We start from the raw sequence: 17,487 nt of genomic DNA, 5'->3' as shown, positions 1-17,487 counted from the left end.
ATGCCTTGCGCTTGGGCAAGGTGGTAGCCTCAGGCCGTGCGCCTGGCAACCCTTTTGCTCGACTAGAACAAACCGCTAATGCGGCCATCCGACGCAAGTTCGATACTGTTGGCGGCCGGCACCCGCGGCAGGCCGGGCATGGTCATGATGTCCCCGCAGATCACCACCACGAACTCCGCGCCGGCCGACAATCTGACCTCCCGGATCGGGATGGTATGGCCGAGCGGCACGCCCTTGGCGTCCGGATTGGTGGTGAAGCTGTACTGGGTCTTGGCCACGCAGATCGGGAACTTGCCGAAGCCGGCCTTTTCCAGCTCCGCGAACTTGTCGCGCACCGTTTTGGGCGCGGTGATGTCCTCCGCGCCGTAGATCTCCTGGGCGATGGTGCGTGTCTTGTCCCACAGCGACATGTCGTCCGGGTAGAGCGGCTGGAAGTCCGACGGCTTGTTGTCGATGGTCTTGACCACGGTCTCCGCCAGATCCTCCGCGCCCGCGCCGCCGAGCGCCCAATGATCGGCCATGACGCACTCGGTGCTGGCCGTGGAGCACAGGCGCTTGAGCAGCGCGATCTCGTCATCGGTATCGGACGAGAAGCGGTTCGTGGCGACGACGACGGGCACGTTATATTTGCGCACGTTCCCGATGTGCTTCTCGAGATTGGCGAAGCCCTTCTCCAGCGCCTCGAGGTTCTCTTTCTTGAGATCGTCCTTGCCCACGCCGCCATGCATCTTGAGCGCGCGGATGGTGGCGACGATCACCACGCAATCGGGCTTGAGCCCCGCCTTGCGGCACTTGATGTCGAAGAATTTCTCCGCGCCGAGATCGGCGCCGAAGCCCGCTTCCGTCACCACATAGTCGGAGAGCTTGAGCGCCGCCTTGGTGGCGATCACCGTGTTGCAGCCATGGGCGATATTGGCGAACGGTCCGCCGTGGATGAAGGCCGGGTTGTTCTCGAGCGTCTGCACCAGGTTCGGCGCCAGAGCGTCCTTCAGCAGCGCCGCCATGGCGCCCGCCGCGGACAGCTCTTTCGCGGTCACCGCCCTCTTCTCGCGCGTCTCGCCGACCTGGATCTGCCCCAAACGCCGCTGAAGGTCGGCTAAATCCTTCGCCAGGCAGAAGATCGCCATGACCTCGGAGGCGACGGTAATGTCGAAGCCCGCCTCGCGGGGGAAACCGTTTGAGACCCCGCCGAGCGAGGTGACGATGGAGCGGAGCGCGCGGTCGTTCATGTCCACGGCGCGGCGCCAACTCACACGGCGCGCGTCGATGTCGAGCTTGTTGCCCCAATAGATGTGGTTGTCGATCATCGCCGCGAGCAGGTTGTTGGCCGCACCGATGGCATGGAAATCGCCGGTGAAGTGGAGGTTGATGTCCTCCATGGGCACCACTTGCGCGTAGCCGCCGCCGGCCGCGCCGCCCTTCATGCCGAAGCACGGGCCGAGGCTCGGCTCGCGCACGCAGATCATCGCCTTCTTGCCGATCTTATTCAGCGCATCGCCGAGGCCCACGGTGGTCGTGGTCTTGCCCTCGCCGGCGGGCGTCGGCGTGATCGCAGTGACCAAGATCAGCTTGCCGTCGGGCTTGTTCTTGAGGCTCTCAATGTAGTCGAGGGAAACCTTCGCCTTGTAATGGCCGTAGGGGATCAAGTCCTCGGCCTCGATGCCGAGCTTCTCCTTGGCCACATCGAGGATCGGCCGCATGACCGCGGCTTGGCTGATCTCGATATCGGATTTCGGCTTCTTGTGTTGTTCGTTTGAGCCTTCTGGCATTGGACGCTTGCCCCCAGCTTTATTGGTACGCCGGACACCGAAATGCCCGCAAAAAGAAAGGCGCACCGTATTCATTCACTTGCCTTCTGGCAATCGTCTGTGCAGGTTTCTGGCGCTACTCAAAAGGGGGGAGCGTCGGTAAGCGGATGAGGCCAGAAGACCTACTCAAAGCCATGTTCAAGGCGGGCGTAGACGCGGCCCTGCCCTCGCTCTGCGTGCCGGCCCATCTGCCGCCGAAGCCCAAGGGCCGCACGGTCATCATCGGTGCCGGCAAGGCCTCCGGCGCCATGGCCAGGGCGCTCGAAGACGCCTGGGACGGCCCGCTCGAAGGGCTCGTTGTCACGCGCTACGGCTACCGCCTGCCGACCGAGCGGCTCGAAGTGGTCGAGGCGGCCCACCCCGTGCCAGACGCCGCCGGACGCGAGGCGGCGGGGCGCATTTTTCAGATGGTGCAAGGGCTGACCGAGGACGACCTCGTGCTCTGCCTCATCTCCGGCGGCGGCTCGGCCCTGCTGGCGTTACCGGCTGAAGGCATCACGCTGGAGGACAAGCAGGCGGTCAACAAGGCGCTGCTCGCCAGCGGCGCCACCATCAGCGAAATGAACACGGTGCGGAAGCATCTCTCCGCCATCAAGGGCGGCAGGCTCGCCCGAGCCGCCTACCCGGCGCGCGTGGCGGCGCTGATGATCTCCGATGTGCCGGGAGACGATCCCTCGATCATCGCCTCCGGCCCGACGGTGCCGGATCCTTCGACCAATGCGGACGCGCTCGGCATCGTCGAGAAATACGCCATCGACTTGCCGGAGAATGTGCGCCGCGTGCTGGAGACGGCCGAGGAGTCGCCGAAGCCCGGCGATTCCTGTTTCGAGCGTGTCGAGAACGTCATGATCGCCACGCCGCAGGCCTCGCTGGAAGCCGCGGCCGAAGTCGCCCGCGAAGCCGGCGTGACCCCGGTGATCCTGGGCGACTCCATCGAAGGCGAATCCCGCGACGTGGCGCTGGTCCATGCAGGCATCGCGCGCCAATGCGCCATGCGCGGCCAGCCCGAAGCGCCGCCTTGCGTGCTGATCTCCGGCGGCGAGACCACCATCACGCTCAAAGGCAAAGGCAAAGGCGGGCGCAACACCGAGTTTCTCTTGGCGTTGGCGATCGCGCTCGACGGCATGGAGAACATCTATGCGCTCGCCGGCGACACCGACGGCGTGGACGGCTCCGAGGACAATGCCGGCGCGCTGATCTACCCGGATACGCTGAAGCGCGCGGAAAAAGCCGGGCTCAACGCGAAAGCCATGCTTGCCGACAACGACCCTTATACGTTCTTCGCTGGGCTCGGCGACTTGCTCGAGACGGGCCCGACCATGACCAACGTCAACGACCTGCGCGCGATCCTCATACAGAAAAGTTCGGTTTAAGCGCAACTAAGTGGTTGCGCTTTTCCACGACTTGCCTTATAGACATAGGCAACCAGGAGGTTGCGTATGTCAGATCGCATCGAAAAGGAAATCGAGATTAAGGCGCCCGTCTCCCGCGTGTGGAAGGCGCTGACCGACTACAAGGAGTTCGGGACCTGGTTCCGCGTGAACCTGGAAGAACCGTTCGTGCCGGGCGAGACCACGCGCGGAAAGATGACCATCCCCGGCTTCGACCATGTGGTCTTCCAGGCCGTCGCGCAGAAGATCGAGCCCGAGCGGTACTTCTCCTTTACCTGGCACCCTTACGCGGTCGATCCCAAGCAGGACTATTCGCAAGAGACGCCGACGCTCGTCGAATTCACGCTCACCGAGACAGCGGCGGGAACCCGTATCCGCGTCGTCGAATCGGGCTTCGATAAGATCCCGGCGCACCGCCGCGACGAGGCCTTCCGCATGAACGAAGGCGGCTGGGCCGCGCAGATCAAGAACATCAAGAACCATGTCGAGCAGACATCGCAACCGGCCGCGTGACGCGAAGGTCCACGCCTCGATCTTCGCCGCGCTCGGCGACGAGACGCGGCTCGCCATGCTGGCCAAGCTCGCCAACGGCGAACCGCAATCGATCTCGCGGCTCACCGAGGGTATCGACCTCACCCGCCAGGCGGTGACCAAGCATCTGCGCGTGCTGGAAGACGCAGGGATGGTGCGCTCCACCCGTGTTGGCCGCGAAAGCCATTTCTCGCTCAGGCCGAAACCGCTCGACGATGTCCGCGACTATCTCGACACGGTCTCGCGCCAATGGGACGATGCCCTGGCGCGCTTGAAGGCGTTCGCCGAGGATTAGCGCTCGAGCGTTCCCCGGCTACCCGTCAGCGCCCGACGCGCAGCTTATGCACGTCGCAACGGTGGGATCGGCGCTCAAGCGCTTTGCCGCGATCTCCTCGCCGCACGAGATGCAAAAGCCGAACTCGCCCTCGTCGATCCGCTTGATGGCGGCCTCGACGCGGCGAACCTCCTCATGGCGCCGCCGCTCCGTCGCCACGGCCAGAGCCTGGCCCTGCATGGCGTCCATGCGCGACAGACGCCCCACGGATGTCTGGTCGAGCTCCACGGGACGGCGATTGTCCGCCGTGGTCTCGCTGGCGGCACGCAGCGTCTCGAGCCGGTCCACGAGCGCGGCGCGAAGCGTTGCCAAATCCGGCGATGCGTCTGTCATGCGGGCCCGCTTTGCGTTTGTGCGAGGTAGACGGTCTGGGTGAACGGCCGGTCCTGGAGCGGATTGTGGAACGTCACCGGTTCGGCGCGCGCTTGGGCAAAGACGCTGCCCAGCCGCGCCGTAAAGGCCTCGTCGGGAAGATCGTTCGACCAGAGCCCGAACACGCCGCCGGGCCGAAGATGCGCGGCGAGCCGGCAAAGTCCTTCCGGCCGATAGAAGGACTCGTTCCCCGCATCGAGCAGAAGCTCCGGCGAATGATCGATGTCGACCAGGATCGCGTCGAATTTCCGGCCCGGCACCTCGGGATCGAACCCCGTCTCAGAGACCGCCAACGCGAAGAAATCGCCGTGAAGCAACCGGCAGCGCTGGTCGTCCGCGAGCGTCCGGCCGAGCGGCAACAGCCCCTTCTCGTGCCACTCGATCACGGGCTGAAGCGCATCCACCACGATGAGCGAACGCACGGCAGCGCTCTCGAGCACGGCCTGGGCGGTGTAGCCGAGGCCGAGCCCGCCGACCACCACATCGCGCGCCTCCCCTTCACCGAGCTCCGCGAGCCCCAGCCGCGCCAGCGCGATCTCGGTCGCGGTGAACAGGCTCGACATCAAGGACTCATCGCCGAGCTTGATCTCGAACACATCCACGTCGAGCTTGAGGTCGCGCCGCCGGCGCAGGCTCAAAGCCCCGATCGGCGTCGGGCAATAGTCGAGTTCTTCGAAAAGGGCGCTCATCTCTCAAGGACCTTATTAAACGTCTCCGCCCAACGCCAAGCCAATCGGCCAAGGGAAACGCGCAAAAGGTCCGCGCTTGATCGGCGCGGCCATGCGCGCAAGGCTGGCGCATGATCCGCGGCGTGCTCCTCGATTTGGCGGGCGTTGTCTATGTGGGCGACCATGTGCTGCCCGGCGCCATCGATGCCGTGGCGCGCTTGCACGCGGCGAGTCTACCCCTGCGCTTCGTCACCAACACCACGACCAAAACCAAACAGACGCTGCTCGCGCGCCTGACCAGGCTCGGACTGGAGATCACAGGCGAAGAGCTGTTCACGCCGGGCCAGGCCGCGCGAGGCTGGCTCACAGAACACCACGCCACCCCCGAGCTTCTCGTCCATCCCGACCTCAAGGAAGAATTCGCCGGCCTTGCGGACCACAAGAGGCGCGCCGTCGTAGTGGGCGATGCGGGCGAGGCTTTCACTTATGACAATCTCAACCGCGCCTTTCGGGCGCTGATCGACGGCGCGGACCTGCTTGCGCTCGCCAAAAACCGCACCTTCAAGGGCAGCGACGGAAAGCTCAGCCTCGATGCGGGCGCCTTCGTCGCCGCGCTCGAATATGCGAGCGGGAAAGAGGCGATCGTTCTGGGCAAGCCGTCACCGGATTTCTTCGGCAGCGCGCTCGCCAGTATGGGCTGCGCCCCCGACGACGCCGTGATGGTCGGCGACGACGCGGAGGCCGATGTCGCGGGCAGCTTGAACGCCGGTTTCGCGAGCGCCCTACTCGTGCGCACCGGCAAATACCGCGACGGCGACGAGACCCGGTTCACCCCGCACCCCACGGCGACCGTCGCCGACCTGCCGGCCGCCGTTCAGTGGATCGTTGCGCGATTGTCCTGACATCGCGGCCAGGCGAATCGCGAGCCACGGGTTGCGAAACCGAATGGGAGCGTTAGTCTGTCGCCAGAACCGGTGGCTTGCTGGCCGATTCGACTGTTCGCGGGGACCCGACAATTCTGGGGTCCCGCAAAGTTTTGCCGGCGGACGGCCCAAAGTTTTTCACGTCCGTCACGGAACAGTCGAAATTCGCGTGACTATTAGGGCGGACTGCCGGGGGCTAGGGGAGCCCGCCATTTTCGCAACCTAGACGGCCAGGTCCGACGCGGGACGAGGGCCGGCCATCAGGCGCGATGCGTCGTTCGAGGGGATAAGAGATCCATGCTGAGGCGCGCTTTTCTTAGCTTTTTCGCCGGAATTGCTCTTTTGGCGCCGTCGATCGCCACAGCCAGCCCCGCCCTCGTCTTCGAGCCCTATAACGGCACGGTCTTCTACTCCGAGGATCCTGACGCGCCGTGGTTTCCCGCCTCGCTCACCAAGCTGATGACGGCCTATGTCACCTTTCATGCGCTCCGGAACGGCGAAGTCACGCCCGAAACCGAGGTGATCTGTTCGAAGTACGCCGCGAAGCAGCCGCCCACCAAGCTTGGCCTCCCGATTGGCAAGTCGATCACCCTGGAGACGGCGGTCAAGGTTATCATCGTCAAATCGGCCAACGACGTCGCGGTCATGCTCGCGGAGGCCGTGGCTGGCAGCGAAGAGGCCTTTATCGCCCGCATGAACGCGGCGGCGAAGCGGCTTGGCATGACCAGCACCCAGTTCGCCAATCCGCACGGCCTGCCCAACGAGCATCAATACACGACCGCCCGCGACCTCGCCCGCCTGGCCCGCGCGCTCATCATCGAATTCCCCGAACATGCCGACATCTTCGCCCAGACCCATGTGCAGGTCGGGCCGACTCAACTGCGCACCCATAACGGTCTGCTCAGGACCTTCGCGGGCGCGGACGGCATGAAGACCGGCTTCATCTGCGATTCTGGCTTCAATATCATTGTCAGCGCCACCCGCGACGGCCGCAAGCTCGTGGCCGTGGTGCTCGGCGAGCCGTCGACCCAGGTGCGCAATGTCCGCGCCGCGCAACTTCTAGAGAACGGCTTCCAGCGCTATTTCTGGAAGTCGCTGTTCGGCACGAGTCTCGACGGCCTCGCGCTCCAGGCCAAGGTCGCCGATGGGCCCGCGCATCTGCGCGAGGTCATTTGCGGGCGCCGCAGCCAGGCCGAGACGCCGGATGCGCCGTCCTTCGCCAAGCTTCCTAACGCGAAGACGATCAAGACGGCCGATCTTCCGGGCATCCTGTTCAGCGCGGCCAATTGATCCTGTCCCGTCTCTTTACCTTCGGCGCCGCTCTCTGCGTATGCCTGACGCAGTTCGGCGCGACGGCGGCGCACGCCGAAGACCCGCCCGAGGAAATCGCCGAGACCATCGCCGAGGCGGCGGAAGTCTGCCGCGCTCAAGGGGGCAAGCCTGAAACGACCGCGGCCCTGCGCGGCGACGATCTGAACGGCGACGGCGGTTCCGACTGGATCGCCGATTACGCGAAGATCAAATGCGAGGGCAGCGCCAATCCCGCCTGCAACCCGAACGGCTGCATGCTGCAACTTTATTTCTGGAACGGCGACGGCTGGGACAAGGTCTTCGAGGACTTCGTCAAGGGCTACAAGTTCTCGTCGAGCGGCGACACGCGCACCATGCACGTGACCACCGCCGGCACGCCGTGCAACAAGCCAGCGGAGGAGACCTGCTCCTACAATTACCGTCTCGAGAAGGACGCCGTCTCGCCCGTGCAGTAGCGTGCGTTCAGAACGACGAGCCCGGCTGCTTCAGGAACGCTTCTTCTTCCGGCGTCGACTCCCGGCCGAGAACCTCGTTGCGATGGGGAAAGCGTCCGAAGCGCGCGATGATCTCTTGGTGCCTGATGGCGAAGTCGAGATTGATCGGGTTGCCGAGCGCCGTGAACAGCGCGAGCGAGCGGTCCTGATCGTTCAAGTCTTCCGAATGCTGGAACGGTAGGTAGATAAAGGCTCGCTGCTCCGGCGGCAGCTTCATGTCCATGCCTTTGGCAATCGCATCCTTTGACAGCGCGAGCGCTTGCGCGTCCGTGGCGAAAGCTTGGCGTGAGCCTCGGAACATGTTGCGGGGAAATTGATCGAGCACGAGAATCGCGGCGAGCACGCCTTGGGAGTCGTCGAGCCAAGCGGGGGGCACGCCCTCCTTCAGTGTCTCGTAGGTCTCGCCGAACCGCGCCGCGATCTCCGCATCGACGCGCGGGGGCGGCCCGTACCAATCGTCCGGCGAAAGCTCTTCGAACCAGAAACGGATCACGTCTTCCGGCTCGGCGATCATCACGACGAGCTCTTGGCCTCGGCGGCGATCGCCGCCTCGATCAGGGCCTTCGCCTCCGGCGAGGCCCAGTCCGCCGGCCCGACCAGCCGGCCCATCTCATGGCCCTCGGCGTTGAGCAGGAGCGTGGTCGGCATGCCCACCACTTTCAGCGTGGCGAAGAGCTTCCCCGTCGGGTCGGCATAGAGCGCGAGATCCTTCGCCCCGGTCTCTTCCAGGAACGTTTTCGCCTTTTCCGCGCCGTCCTTGTCGATATTGATCGCCACCACCTCGAATTCAGGTCCGCCGAGTTCCGCCTGAAGCGCGTTGAGCTGGGGCATCTCCTCGCGGCAGGGCACGCACCAGGTCGCCCAGATATTGAGGAGCACCACCTTGCCCTTGAGGTCGGCCGCGCTCTGCTTGGCCCCGCCGGGACCGTCGAAGCTGAAATCGGGCAGTGGAAGCGGCTTCGGCCGCACCACGAAAGCGGCCATGTCCCCCCTGTTCAAGCCCTTGAGCGGGCTCGCGGCGCCGCTTACGCCCCCGGCCTTATCCGCGGTGGCGGGGGCGGTCTGAGGGCTCGAACCATTGTCAGAGGGGGCCAAAAGCAAATATACCGTGCCGAACCCGGCAATTACGGCGATCGCAGCGGCGATCACATATCTGGCCGGCGACGCGGCGTGCTTGCGTTTGTTGGAAGCGTTCACGTCATCCTCTTCGAACTTTGCCTGCTAGGCCGGACGATCATGACCAACACCATGTGGGGTGGCCGCTTTGCCGCAAGCCCTTCTGAGATCATGGAGGAGATAAATGCCTCCATCGACTTCGACAAGCGGCTGTGGCGTCACGACATCGAGGCCTCGAAGGCCCATGTCGCCATGCTCGCGGCGACCAACATCGTTTCGTCCGCGGAGGCTGACGAGATCACGAAGGGTCTCGACCAAATTTTGGCCGAGATCGAGGCGGGCGACTTCAAATTCACGCGAGCGCTCGAGGACATCCATCTCAACGTGGAGCACCGGCTGAAAGAGCTGATCGGCCCCGTGGCCGGCAAGCTGCACACCGCGCGCTCGCGCAACGACCAGGTCGCCACCGACTTCAAGCTCTATGTGCGCGACGAGATCGCCGTAATCGAGGCCGGCCTCGCGGCGCTTCAGCTTGCGCTCGCGAGATTGGCGCTCGAAGAAGCCGCGACGGTCATGCCGGGCTTTACCCATCTGCAGACGGCCCAGCCCATCACCTTCGGTCATCACTGCCTCGCCTATGTGGAGATGCTCGCCCGCGACCGCGGCCGCTTTCACGATGCCGCCAAGCGGCTCAACGAATCGCCGCTGGGCGCCGCGGCGCTCGCCGGCACGAGCTTCCCCATCGACCGGGACATGACGGCGAAGGCGCTTCACTTCGACCGGCCAACGGCGAACTCGCTCGATTCGGTGTCCGACCGGGACTTCGCGCTCGAGACGCTGGCGGCCGCATCCATCGCCGCCATGCATTTGTCGCGGCTCGCCGAGGAGATCGTGCTGTGGACCTCGCCGCAATTCGGCTTCGCGCGGCTGTCGGACGCCTTCTCGACCGGCTCCTCGATCATGCCGCAGAAACGCAACCCGGACGCGGCCGAATTGGTGCGGGCCAAGAGCGGGCGCATTGCCGGCGCCTTCCAGGCGCTGCTCATGGTGATGAAGGGCCTGCCGCTCGCCTATGCCAAGGACATGCAGGAGGACAAGGAGCCGGTGTTCGATGCGCTCGATGCGCTCAAGCTCGGCCTTGCCGCCATGGCCGGCATGGTGGGCGACCTCGACGTCGACGCCAAGGCCATGAAAAAGGCGGCGGGCCGCGGATACGCCACCGCCACCGACCTCGCCGACTGGCTGGTGCAGACCCTGGATATGCCCTTCCGGGAGGCCCACCACGTCACCGGGCGAATCGTGGCCATGGCCGAGGAAAAGAACGCCGATCTCAAGAAATTGACGCTTGCCGAGCTTCAGGCCGTGGAGCCCCGGATCAGCCAGGACGTCTTTTCGGTTCTCGACCCCGCAAGGTCCGCGAAAAGCCGCAAAAGCCAAGGCGGAACCGCCCCCGCCAACGTGCGGCGGGAGGCCCGCAAGTGGATAAAGCGTTTGGAGAAGGACGGCCTCTCGCGATAAAAGGGTTAGGAAAGGGCCACGGACAAGGGCCCTGACCACAGGGGCACGACCATGGGAAGCGCGGTGCGCATCCTGATAACGCTTGCGCTGGTAACCGCTGTCGGGCTTTCGGCCTGCGGGCGGCGTGGCTCGTTGGAGCGGCCGCAGCCGACCCATCCGGAAGTTCAGGCTGACCCAGCGACCAAGATGTCGAAGGCGCCGGACCGCCGCTTGCCGATCCTCGACCGTTTGATCGAATAGACCCCGTACCCTCTCATGCACCATTTCGCCTACCGGCGCGGCGTGTCCCACGCAAATGTGTTTCACGCCGAGGAGGTCGACCTATGCGCGTTGGCCGACACCGTCGGGACCCCGTTCTATTGCTATTCCTCCGCCACTCTTGAGCGGCATTACCGCGTATTCACGGGCGCCTTCGAAGCACGGCCCGACACGCTCGTCTGCTACTCCATCAAGGCGAACTCCAATCTCGGCGTGCTGGCGACGCTCGCCAATCTCGGTGCCGGCATGGACGTGGTTTCCGGGGGCGAGCTGCGCCGCGCGCTCGCGGTCGGCGTTCCGGGCGAGCGCATCGCCTTTTCCGGCGTCGGCAAGACCAAGGAAGAAATGGCGTTCGCGCTGGACACCGGCATCTACGCCTTCAACGTGGAATCGGAGCCTGAGCTACGCGCGCTGAGCGAGGTGGCGGAGCAGAAGGGTCTGACCGCGCGCATCGCCTTCCGCGTGAACCCGGACGTGGATGCGCTGACCCACCACAAGATCTCCACCGGCCGCGCGGAGAACAAGTTCGGCGTGCCCTTCGAGCAGGCGCTGTCGCTCTACCGCCAGGCGGCCACATTGCCCGGCATCGCGCCGGCCGGCGTGCATATGCATATCGGCAGCCAGATCACCGATCTCGCGCCCTTCAAGAACGCCTTCGCCCTGCTCACCGAGCTTGTCGGCACGCTGCGCAATGCCGGCTTCGCCATCGACTTCGTCAATCTCGGCGGCGGGCTCGGCATCCCCTATCGTAGCGACGAGCCCGCACCGCCCCTGCCCACCGACTATGCGCGGCTCGTGAACGAGGCGATGGGCGGTCTCGACGTGCGGCTGCTGTTCGAGCCTGGCCGCATGATCGCCGGCAATGCCGGCATCCTCGTTTCCCGCGTGCTCTACGTGAAGACCGGCCCGGACAAGACCTTTACCGTCGTCGATGCGGCCATGAACGATCTCATCCGCCCGACGCTCTACGAGGCCTATCATCAGATTCTGCCGGTGATCGAGTCTACGCCGGACGCGTTCACGCGCATCACCGACGTGGTCGGCCCCGTGTGCGAGACCGGCGACTATCTTGCGCTCGCCCGTCCGCTGCCCGCGCTGAACGCGGGCGATCTGATCGCGATCATGACCGCGGGCGCTTATGGCGCGGTGCAGGCCTCCCAATATAACAGCCGGCTGCTCGTGCCAGAGGTGCTGGTCTCGGGCGAGGCCTACTGCGTGACGAGGCCGCGGCCGAGCTACGAGGAAATGCTTTCGGCCGAGCGCCTGCCCGACTGGCTCTAACCCGCAATCACCCCATAAAAGGCCTCCATTTTGCCCGCTTGGACCCCCAAATTACCGTGATGTAATCTGGGCACGGGCGCCGCCTGTGCTAGAAAAATCGGATCATGGCGAGACCCACCCGCTCCAGCACCAGCACCGAAGACGCCGCGGAAACCAAGGCGCTCAAGAAGCGCTTCGAGACCCGCGTACGCCTGAGCTGGCTCGCGCTCTTCGCCGAGCGCGTTTGGGAAGGGCTGCTGTGGCCCTTCGTCGTGGTGTCGGTTTTCCTGGTGTTCACGCTGCTCGGCGGCTGGAGCCTGCTGCCGCCCATCGCCCACAAGCTCCTGCTCGGCGCTTTTGGCGTGGCGCTGATCGTCTCCTTGCTGCCGCTCGTCAGGATCGCCGTGCCGAGCCGCGCCGAAGCGCTCAGGCGTCTCGAGCGCGACGCCGAGATCAAGCACCGGCCCGCCTCGTCCTATGAGGACACGCTCGGCACCGCGCCGCCCGAAGAGACGGCGCAGCTTTGGACGCTGCACCGTCAGCGCCTCGCGCGCCTCGTCGCCAAGCTGAAACCGTCCTGGCCGGCGCCGCGCACCGACCGGGAGGATCCTTACGCGATCCGATCCGCGCTATTCCTGGCGCTGATCGCCGCCTTCATTGCTGCCGGCGGCGACATGCGCTCGCGCCTCGACTCCGCGTTCACGCCCGCGGCCGGGGGCGCGGCGGCGCTTCTGAGATTAGACGCCTGGGTGACCCCGCCGGTCTATACCGGCATGGCGCCCATCGTCCTGGCGGACGGCAGCGAGAGCGTCGGCAAAGGCGCCGAAACCTTCCGCGCGCTCTCGGTGCCGCAACGCAGCCAGCTCATCGTGCGCACTCATGCGCCGGAGGGCGAGACCGTGACGCTCACCGTGATCAAGGACGATGGCAGCGAAGCCAAGACCATCGAGCCCAAAGCAAGCGCCGCCGCGGGCCTCGTGGAGTTCAATGTCGGGCTGATGGAGGCGCAAACCGCCGACGTCCGGATCAGCGGGTCGACCGTCGCCCAATGGCAGTTCGCCATGATCGCGGACGCGGTTCCCCAGATCAGCCTCTTGGGCGATCCCACAACCACGCCGCGTGGCGCGCTTCGCCTGGAATACGGCGCTTTGGACGATTACGGCGTGGCCAGCGCCGAGGCGCGCTTCGCCCTGACCGAAGACGAGCAGCAAGCCTTCTCGCCCATGCCGCTGGAGGACATGGAGATCGAGGAAGGCGATCTTGCCGAATCGGAGCCGCTGTTCGCCCCGCCCCTCATGCAATTGCAGCTGCCGCGCACCAACGCCAAGAAGGTCGAGGGACGCGCCACGCAGGATCTCACCGCCCATCCCTGGGCCGGGCTGAAGGTGCGCATGACGCTCGCCGCCCGCGACCAGGCGGAGCAAGTGGGTGAAAGCGAGGCCTACGGTTTCGTGCTGCCCGAGCGCGCCTTCACCAAGCCGCTCGCTAGGGCCGTGATCGAGCAGCGGCGCAAGCTGGTGCGCGATCCGGCCGAGCTTGCGATTGTCGCCCGCGCGCTGGACGCCCTCACCATCGGCGAAGAGAAGGTGCTCGACGACCGCGTGGTCTATCTCTCCCTGCGCAACGCTTATTGGCGCCTCTTGAACGACGACTCGCGCGAGGCGGTGAGAAGCGTGGTTGACCAGCTTTGGTCCACGGCGCTGCGCATCGAGGAAGGCGACCTCCCCGAAGCCGAGCGCGAGCTGAAGAGCGCCCAGGACGCGCTGATGAAGGCGCTTCGGGAGAACGCTTCGGCCGACGAGATCAAGCAGCGCGTCGAGGAACTGCGCGCCGCGCTGTCCCGCTATCTCCAAGCGCTCGCCGCGCAGCAGCAAGAGAAGGGCAATATGCCCGAGCAGGCTCAGCAGAGCGGCGATGACCTCGTCTCCCAGCAGGACCTCGACAAGATGCTCAAGAACATCCAGGACCTGGCGGAATCCGGCTCCAAGGAGATGGCCGAGCGCATGCTGTCGGAGCTGAACGACATTCTCGATCGCCTCCAGACCGGGAACTTCCCGGAGAACGCCGAGCAGCAGCGCGCCCAAGAGAGGATGAAGGACGTCGACGACGTGGTCTCCGATCAGCAGAAGCTGCTCGACGACACCTTTGCCGAGAAGCGCCAGCAGCGGCAGGGCCAAGGCGGCGGCCAACAGGATCAGTTCGACGTGAGCCCGCCCGGCCAGCCCATGGATTTCGGTCCGGGGATGAGCATGACGCCGTTCTTCGACCAGATGCCGCAGAGCGGCCAGAGCGGCGCGCGCGCCCAAGGGCAGTCCGGCCGGCAGGGCAATGCGCCAGGCGGCGGCCAGCCCCAGCTCGGGCAGCAGCAGGGCCAGCCCCAAGGCCCGCTCGGCGAACTTCAGAAGCGCCAGGAGGCGCTGCGCGAGAAGCTGCAAAGCCTGATCGACCGCATGCAAATGGAGGGCGGCGACGCGCCCAACCAGTTTGAAGGCGCCAAGGAGGCCATGCAGGACGCGGAGGACGCCATCGGCGAGCGGAATCTCGACAGCGCCACCCAGAACCAGAGCCTGGCGCTCGACCGCATGCGCCAGGGCGCAGAGACCATGGCCCAACAGATGATGGAAAACGGCGAGATGCAGGCGGGCCAGGGCCCCGGCTCCAACGGCCGCGATCCGCTCGGACGGCCCGACCGCTCCAACCGCCCCGACCTCGGCCTCTCGGTGCAAGTGCCCGACGAGATCGACATCCAGCGGGCGCGCGAGGTGCTGGACGAGCTCCGCCGGCGGGTTGGCGATCCCTCCCGCCCGACGCTCGAGCTCGACTACCTGGAACGGCTCATCCGCTCGTTCTAAGACCCTTCACGGTCTCTCAAGAAAAACCTCAGCAGTCCGGCAACACCGTCGTTGACGTCCTATATGTTTGAGGATCGTTCATGTGGCTGAAAGACAGCGGCCCCCCATGCTGAATTCCATCGTGCAGTTCTTCACCCGGACCTTCCAGGACATCGGGCGCGGGCTTGGGCTCGCCGTCGCTTTCGTGCTGAGGCCGTTCGTCCAGCTCGGCAGCTGGTTCACGAACCGCGGCGCGATCCTAAAAGTGCTGCTCGGCGTTTTCCTGATCGGCCTGATTGGGCTCTACGGCTATTTCTTCTGGACGACGCAGGCCTGGCACGGTTTCGACCCGGGCTATGCGCGGGCCTATGAGCACAAGGTCGAAGCGGCAACCACGCCGAAGGCGCCGGGCGGCGGCATCATCACCGCCGACGAAGAAGCCGAGGAGAAGGCCGACGCCGCGGTCCAGACCTGCCGGCGCTCGCTTCTGGTCGACGCCACGGCGGACTTGATCGACTTCAACGTCAATCAGAACGCCTGGATTTCCTCGATGCTGCTCTACAAGCTCGGCCTGTTTGGGCTCGATTGGGACAAGACGCCCTACTTCGACAACAAGGCCTCGTTTCAGCGCGGCGTGAACCAGGCTATCCGCCGCACGACCATCGAGCTCGTCGACACGCTGGGGCGCGTGCGCGGCACCTCTCAGATCGACGCCGACCTACAGACGGCGCGCGGCAGCCTCCAGTTCGACGAATCCACCTGGTATTTCGGCTGGAGCCCGTTCGGGCCCAAGACGCCGACGCCGAGCTTCTACCGCTCCGCCATCAAGGACCTGAACAAGTTCAACGACAGACTCGAAAAGTGCGGGGCGGTGTTCGATGCCCGCGCCGACAATCTCCTTCAGTTCGTCGATCGCATCGCCAGCGACATCGGCGCCACCTCGGCGATCCTGCGCGAGCGCTCGGAGAACTATAACGGCGGCTGGTTCGACACCCGCGCCGACGATCGCTTCTGGTTCGCCTACGGGCAGCTCTATGCCTATTACGGCCTCCTCACCGCGGCGCGCGCCGACTTCGCCGACGTCATCGAGGAACGCCGCCTCACCGCGCTTTGGGACGAACTCGAGGAACAGTTGCGCGCCTCGCTCAACATCCGGCCCTTCATCATCTCCAACGGCGCGGAGTCCGGCTGGCTGATGCCCTCGCATCTCGCCACGCTCGGCTTCTATGTGTTGCGGGTGCGCTCGAACCTGGTGGAGGTTCGCTTAGTGCTGGATCGCTAGGCGGCGCTCTCGATAACCCCGATGAACGGCAGCTCGCGGTAGCGATGACCGAGGTCCATGCCGTAGCCGACCACGAACCGGTCGGGGCATTCGAACCCGGTGAAGTCCGGCGTCACCCCCACCGCGCGCGGCACGTCCTTGTCGAGCAGGATGCAGGTCTTGACCCCGCGCGCGCCGCGCTCTTCCAGACGGCCCTTGGCGAAATGGAGCGTGCGGCCGGAATCCAAGATGTCGTCGACGATCACCACGTCGCGGCCCTCGATCGCGCTTTCCACGTCACGCAAAATCTTGATTTCGCCGCCGGTGGTGCCGGGCCCATAGCTGCCGAGGAAAATGAAATCGATCTCGGGCGTGAGGCCATGCCCATGCAGCGCGCGGATCAGGTCGGCGGCGAAAATGAAACTGCCCTTGAGCACCGCGACGATGAGCGGATCGTTGAGATCGCAGGCAGCGATCTCGCCCGCCAGCGCATCGACGCGGCGCGCGATCTCTTCGGCGCTGAACAGCGGCTTGACGGTCTCCGCCGCGGGGCTTTCCGCCATACCTAGTTTGCCTTGGCGAAACGCACCTTGAGGCTGCGGACATTGCTCGGTGGCGACGGGATCTGCCGCAGGAACGGCGCCTCCTCGCCCGCGGCGAGTTCCTCGGCACCGACCTCCGTCTGCCATTCGGAAATCTCCTCGCCGTTCTCGTCGCGCAACGCGATAATCACGGTCGGCACCGCCATCGCGGACGAGCTCGTGTTGCGCACATTGCCCTGAACCTCAAGCACCGTCTGACCGCCTTCATTGGTCCAGCCATAGCGCACACCCTCGAAGGCGAGCCCTTGCGCGCCGATGGGCATGCCGAGCATCGAGTAGACATGCGCGGCACCGGGCAGCATCGAGACGGTGGTCGCGGGGGCGAGCGTGAACAGGCCCAGCACGATGAGTACGATTACCCCGAGAATGCTCCAGCCGATGGCGACGATGGGCAGCGGCTTCTTCGCCTTCTTCTCCTTGGGCGGGGCTTGGCCGAAGGCGGCGGCCACCAGATCGGGATCGGCCAGGGCCGGGTCGGACTCTTCCCCATAGCCGCCGTCGAAGGACGCATCGAACGACGCGTCGCCCGGTTGTGGTGGTGGCGGGGCCATTTCCGGCGGCGGCGCCATCTCGGGCGGTGGCGGCGCCTCGGACGCCTTCTTGCCCTTGCCCATGAGCTTGCCGAATAGGCCGCCCTTCGGGACCGGCGCCGGCTCGGGTTCGGGCTCCGGTGGCGGTGGCGGCATGGCCTCCGCATTCATGCGCGCGACTTGGGCCGCCAGCGCATCGTCGGTCCCGAAATCCGCATCGCCCTGTGACGGCGGCATCCCTGCATACATGTCCGGTGGTGGTGGCGGTGGTGGCGGGAC

The 17,487-nt window shown here is 65.5% G+C and carries 18 protein-coding genes; 11 read left to right on the top strand and 7 right to left on the bottom strand.

Features of this window, described 5'->3' with window-relative positions; all coding sequences use genetic code 11:
• Window positions 1–62: 62 nt before the first annotated feature.
• Window positions 63–1,769: a formate--tetrahydrofolate ligase gene (locus tag ACSLE4_RS03180; RefSeq protein ID WP_435903039.1), complete on the bottom strand. Its 1,707-nt coding sequence runs from the start codon at window positions 1,767–1,769 to the stop codon at window positions 63–65.
• 146 nt (window positions 1,770–1,915) lie between these two features.
• On the opposite strand from ACSLE4_RS03180, the gene ACSLE4_RS03175 reads away from it, so the two are divergent.
• The 3 genes from ACSLE4_RS03175 to ACSLE4_RS03165 all read left to right on the top strand — a co-directional run bounded on the left by ACSLE4_RS03175 (window position 1,916) and on the right by ACSLE4_RS03165 (window position 4,025).
• Window positions 1,916–3,181, top strand: coding sequence for a glycerate kinase type-2 family protein (locus tag ACSLE4_RS03175; RefSeq protein WP_435903038.1), 1,266 nt, complete (start codon window positions 1,916–1,918; stop codon window positions 3,179–3,181).
• 66 nt (window positions 3,182–3,247) lie between these two features.
• Window positions 3,248–3,712, top strand: coding sequence for an SRPBCC family protein (locus ACSLE4_RS03170; protein WP_435903037.1), 465 nt, complete (start codon window positions 3,248–3,250; stop codon window positions 3,710–3,712).
• Window positions 3,681–4,025 (top strand): ArsR/SmtB family transcription factor, encoded by a 345-nt coding sequence (locus ACSLE4_RS03165; protein WP_435903036.1) that lies wholly within the window; start codon window positions 3,681–3,683, stop codon window positions 4,023–4,025. Before ACSLE4_RS03170 ends, ACSLE4_RS03165 begins: the two co-directional genes overlap by 32 nt.
• Window positions 4,026–4,043: 18 nt before the next feature.
• On the opposite strand, the gene ACSLE4_RS03160 is transcribed toward ACSLE4_RS03165, so the two are convergent.
• Together ACSLE4_RS03160 and ACSLE4_RS03155 are read right to left on the bottom strand one after the other, a co-directional pair.
• Complete coding sequence (locus ACSLE4_RS03160; protein WP_435903035.1) at window positions 4,044–4,397, bottom strand: TraR/DksA family transcriptional regulator; 354 nt, start codon at window positions 4,395–4,397, stop codon at window positions 4,044–4,046.
• On the bottom strand, window positions 4,394–5,125 hold the full coding sequence (locus tag ACSLE4_RS03155) for a spermidine synthase (RefSeq protein WP_435903034.1): 732 nt from the start codon (window positions 5,123–5,125) through the stop codon (window positions 4,394–4,396). Before ACSLE4_RS03155 ends, ACSLE4_RS03160 begins: the two co-directional genes overlap by 4 nt.
• 110 nt (window positions 5,126–5,235) lie before the next feature.
• On the opposite strand from ACSLE4_RS03155, the gene ACSLE4_RS03150 reads away from it, so the two are divergent.
• From ACSLE4_RS03150 to ACSLE4_RS03140, 3 genes are all read left to right on the top strand, one after another.
• Window positions 5,236–6,006 (top strand): TIGR01458 family HAD-type hydrolase, encoded by a 771-nt coding sequence (locus ACSLE4_RS03150; RefSeq protein ID WP_435903033.1) that lies wholly within the window; start codon window positions 5,236–5,238, stop codon window positions 6,004–6,006.
• Window positions 6,007–6,324: 318 nt separating this feature from the next.
• Complete coding sequence (locus ACSLE4_RS03145) at window positions 6,325–7,317, top strand: D-alanyl-D-alanine carboxypeptidase family protein (RefSeq protein WP_435903032.1); 993 nt, start codon at window positions 6,325–6,327, stop codon at window positions 7,315–7,317.
• A complete protein-coding gene (locus ACSLE4_RS03140) occupies window positions 7,314–7,793 on the top strand; it encodes a hypothetical protein (protein ID WP_435903031.1) in 480 nt (159 codons plus the stop codon). The genes ACSLE4_RS03145 and ACSLE4_RS03140 overlap by 4 nt, the downstream gene beginning before the upstream one ends.
• A gap of 7 nt (window positions 7,794–7,800) precedes the next feature.
• Here the strand turns inward: ACSLE4_RS03140 and ACSLE4_RS03135 are convergent, their stop codons facing one another.
• Both ACSLE4_RS03135 and ACSLE4_RS03130 read right to left on the bottom strand, forming a co-directional pair.
• Window positions 7,801–8,346 (bottom strand): DUF924 family protein, encoded by a 546-nt coding sequence (locus tag ACSLE4_RS03135; RefSeq protein WP_435903053.1) that lies wholly within the window; start codon window positions 8,344–8,346, stop codon window positions 7,801–7,803.
• Window positions 8,346–9,029: a TlpA family protein disulfide reductase gene (locus ACSLE4_RS03130; RefSeq protein ID WP_435903030.1), complete on the bottom strand. Its 684-nt coding sequence runs from the start codon at window positions 9,027–9,029 to the stop codon at window positions 8,346–8,348. The genes ACSLE4_RS03135 and ACSLE4_RS03130 overlap by 1 nt, the downstream gene beginning before the upstream one ends.
• A 39-nt stretch (window positions 9,030–9,068) precedes the next feature.
• Between ACSLE4_RS03130 and argH the strand changes: the two genes are divergently transcribed.
• From argH to ACSLE4_RS03105, 5 genes are all read left to right on the top strand, one after another.
• Window positions 9,069–10,466 carry an argininosuccinate lyase gene (gene argH / locus ACSLE4_RS03125; RefSeq protein WP_435903029.1) on the top strand — a complete coding sequence of 466 codons (1,398 nt, stop codon included), beginning with the start codon at window positions 9,069–9,071 and terminating at the stop codon, window positions 10,464–10,466.
• A gap of 51 nt (window positions 10,467–10,517) precedes the next feature.
• Entirely contained in the window at window positions 10,518–10,706 is a 189-nt protein-coding gene (gene lptM / locus ACSLE4_RS03120; protein WP_435903028.1) for an LPS translocon maturation chaperone LptM, read from the top strand.
• 15 nt (window positions 10,707–10,721) lie between these two features.
• Window positions 10,722–12,005 carry a diaminopimelate decarboxylase gene (gene lysA, locus ACSLE4_RS03115; protein WP_435903027.1) on the top strand — a complete coding sequence of 428 codons (1,284 nt, stop codon included), beginning with the start codon at window positions 10,722–10,724 and terminating at the stop codon, window positions 12,003–12,005.
• A 104-nt stretch (window positions 12,006–12,109) separates the two neighbouring features.
• A complete protein-coding gene (locus ACSLE4_RS03110) occupies window positions 12,110–14,836 on the top strand; it encodes a TIGR02302 family protein (RefSeq protein ID WP_435903026.1) in 2,727 nt (908 codons plus the stop codon).
• Window positions 14,837–14,942: 106 nt separating this feature from the next.
• Complete coding sequence (locus tag ACSLE4_RS03105; protein ID WP_435903025.1) at window positions 14,943–16,097, top strand: DUF2333 family protein; 1,155 nt, start codon at window positions 14,943–14,945, stop codon at window positions 16,095–16,097.
• Here the strand turns inward: ACSLE4_RS03105 and hpt are convergent.
• Both hpt and ACSLE4_RS03095 read right to left on the bottom strand, forming a co-directional pair.
• The gene (gene hpt, locus ACSLE4_RS03100) at window positions 16,094–16,639 is read right to left on the bottom strand and encodes a hypoxanthine phosphoribosyltransferase (RefSeq protein ID WP_435903024.1); all 546 of its coding nucleotides are present in this window, start codon (window positions 16,637–16,639) and stop codon (window positions 16,094–16,096) included. The two genes, ACSLE4_RS03105 and hpt, sit on opposite strands and share 4 nt — an antisense overlap.
• 2 nt (window positions 16,640–16,641) lie before the next feature.
• Window positions 16,642–17,487 (bottom strand): FxLYD domain-containing protein (locus tag ACSLE4_RS03095; protein ID WP_435903023.1); only part of this gene is annotated, 846 nt, incomplete at its 5' end.

The organism is Methyloceanibacter sp. (assembly GCF_051306395.1).
Lineage (GTDB): Bacteria > Pseudomonadota > Alphaproteobacteria > Rhizobiales > Methyloligellaceae > Methyloceanibacter.
This window is presented reverse-complemented; position numbering and strand designations above follow the sequence as displayed.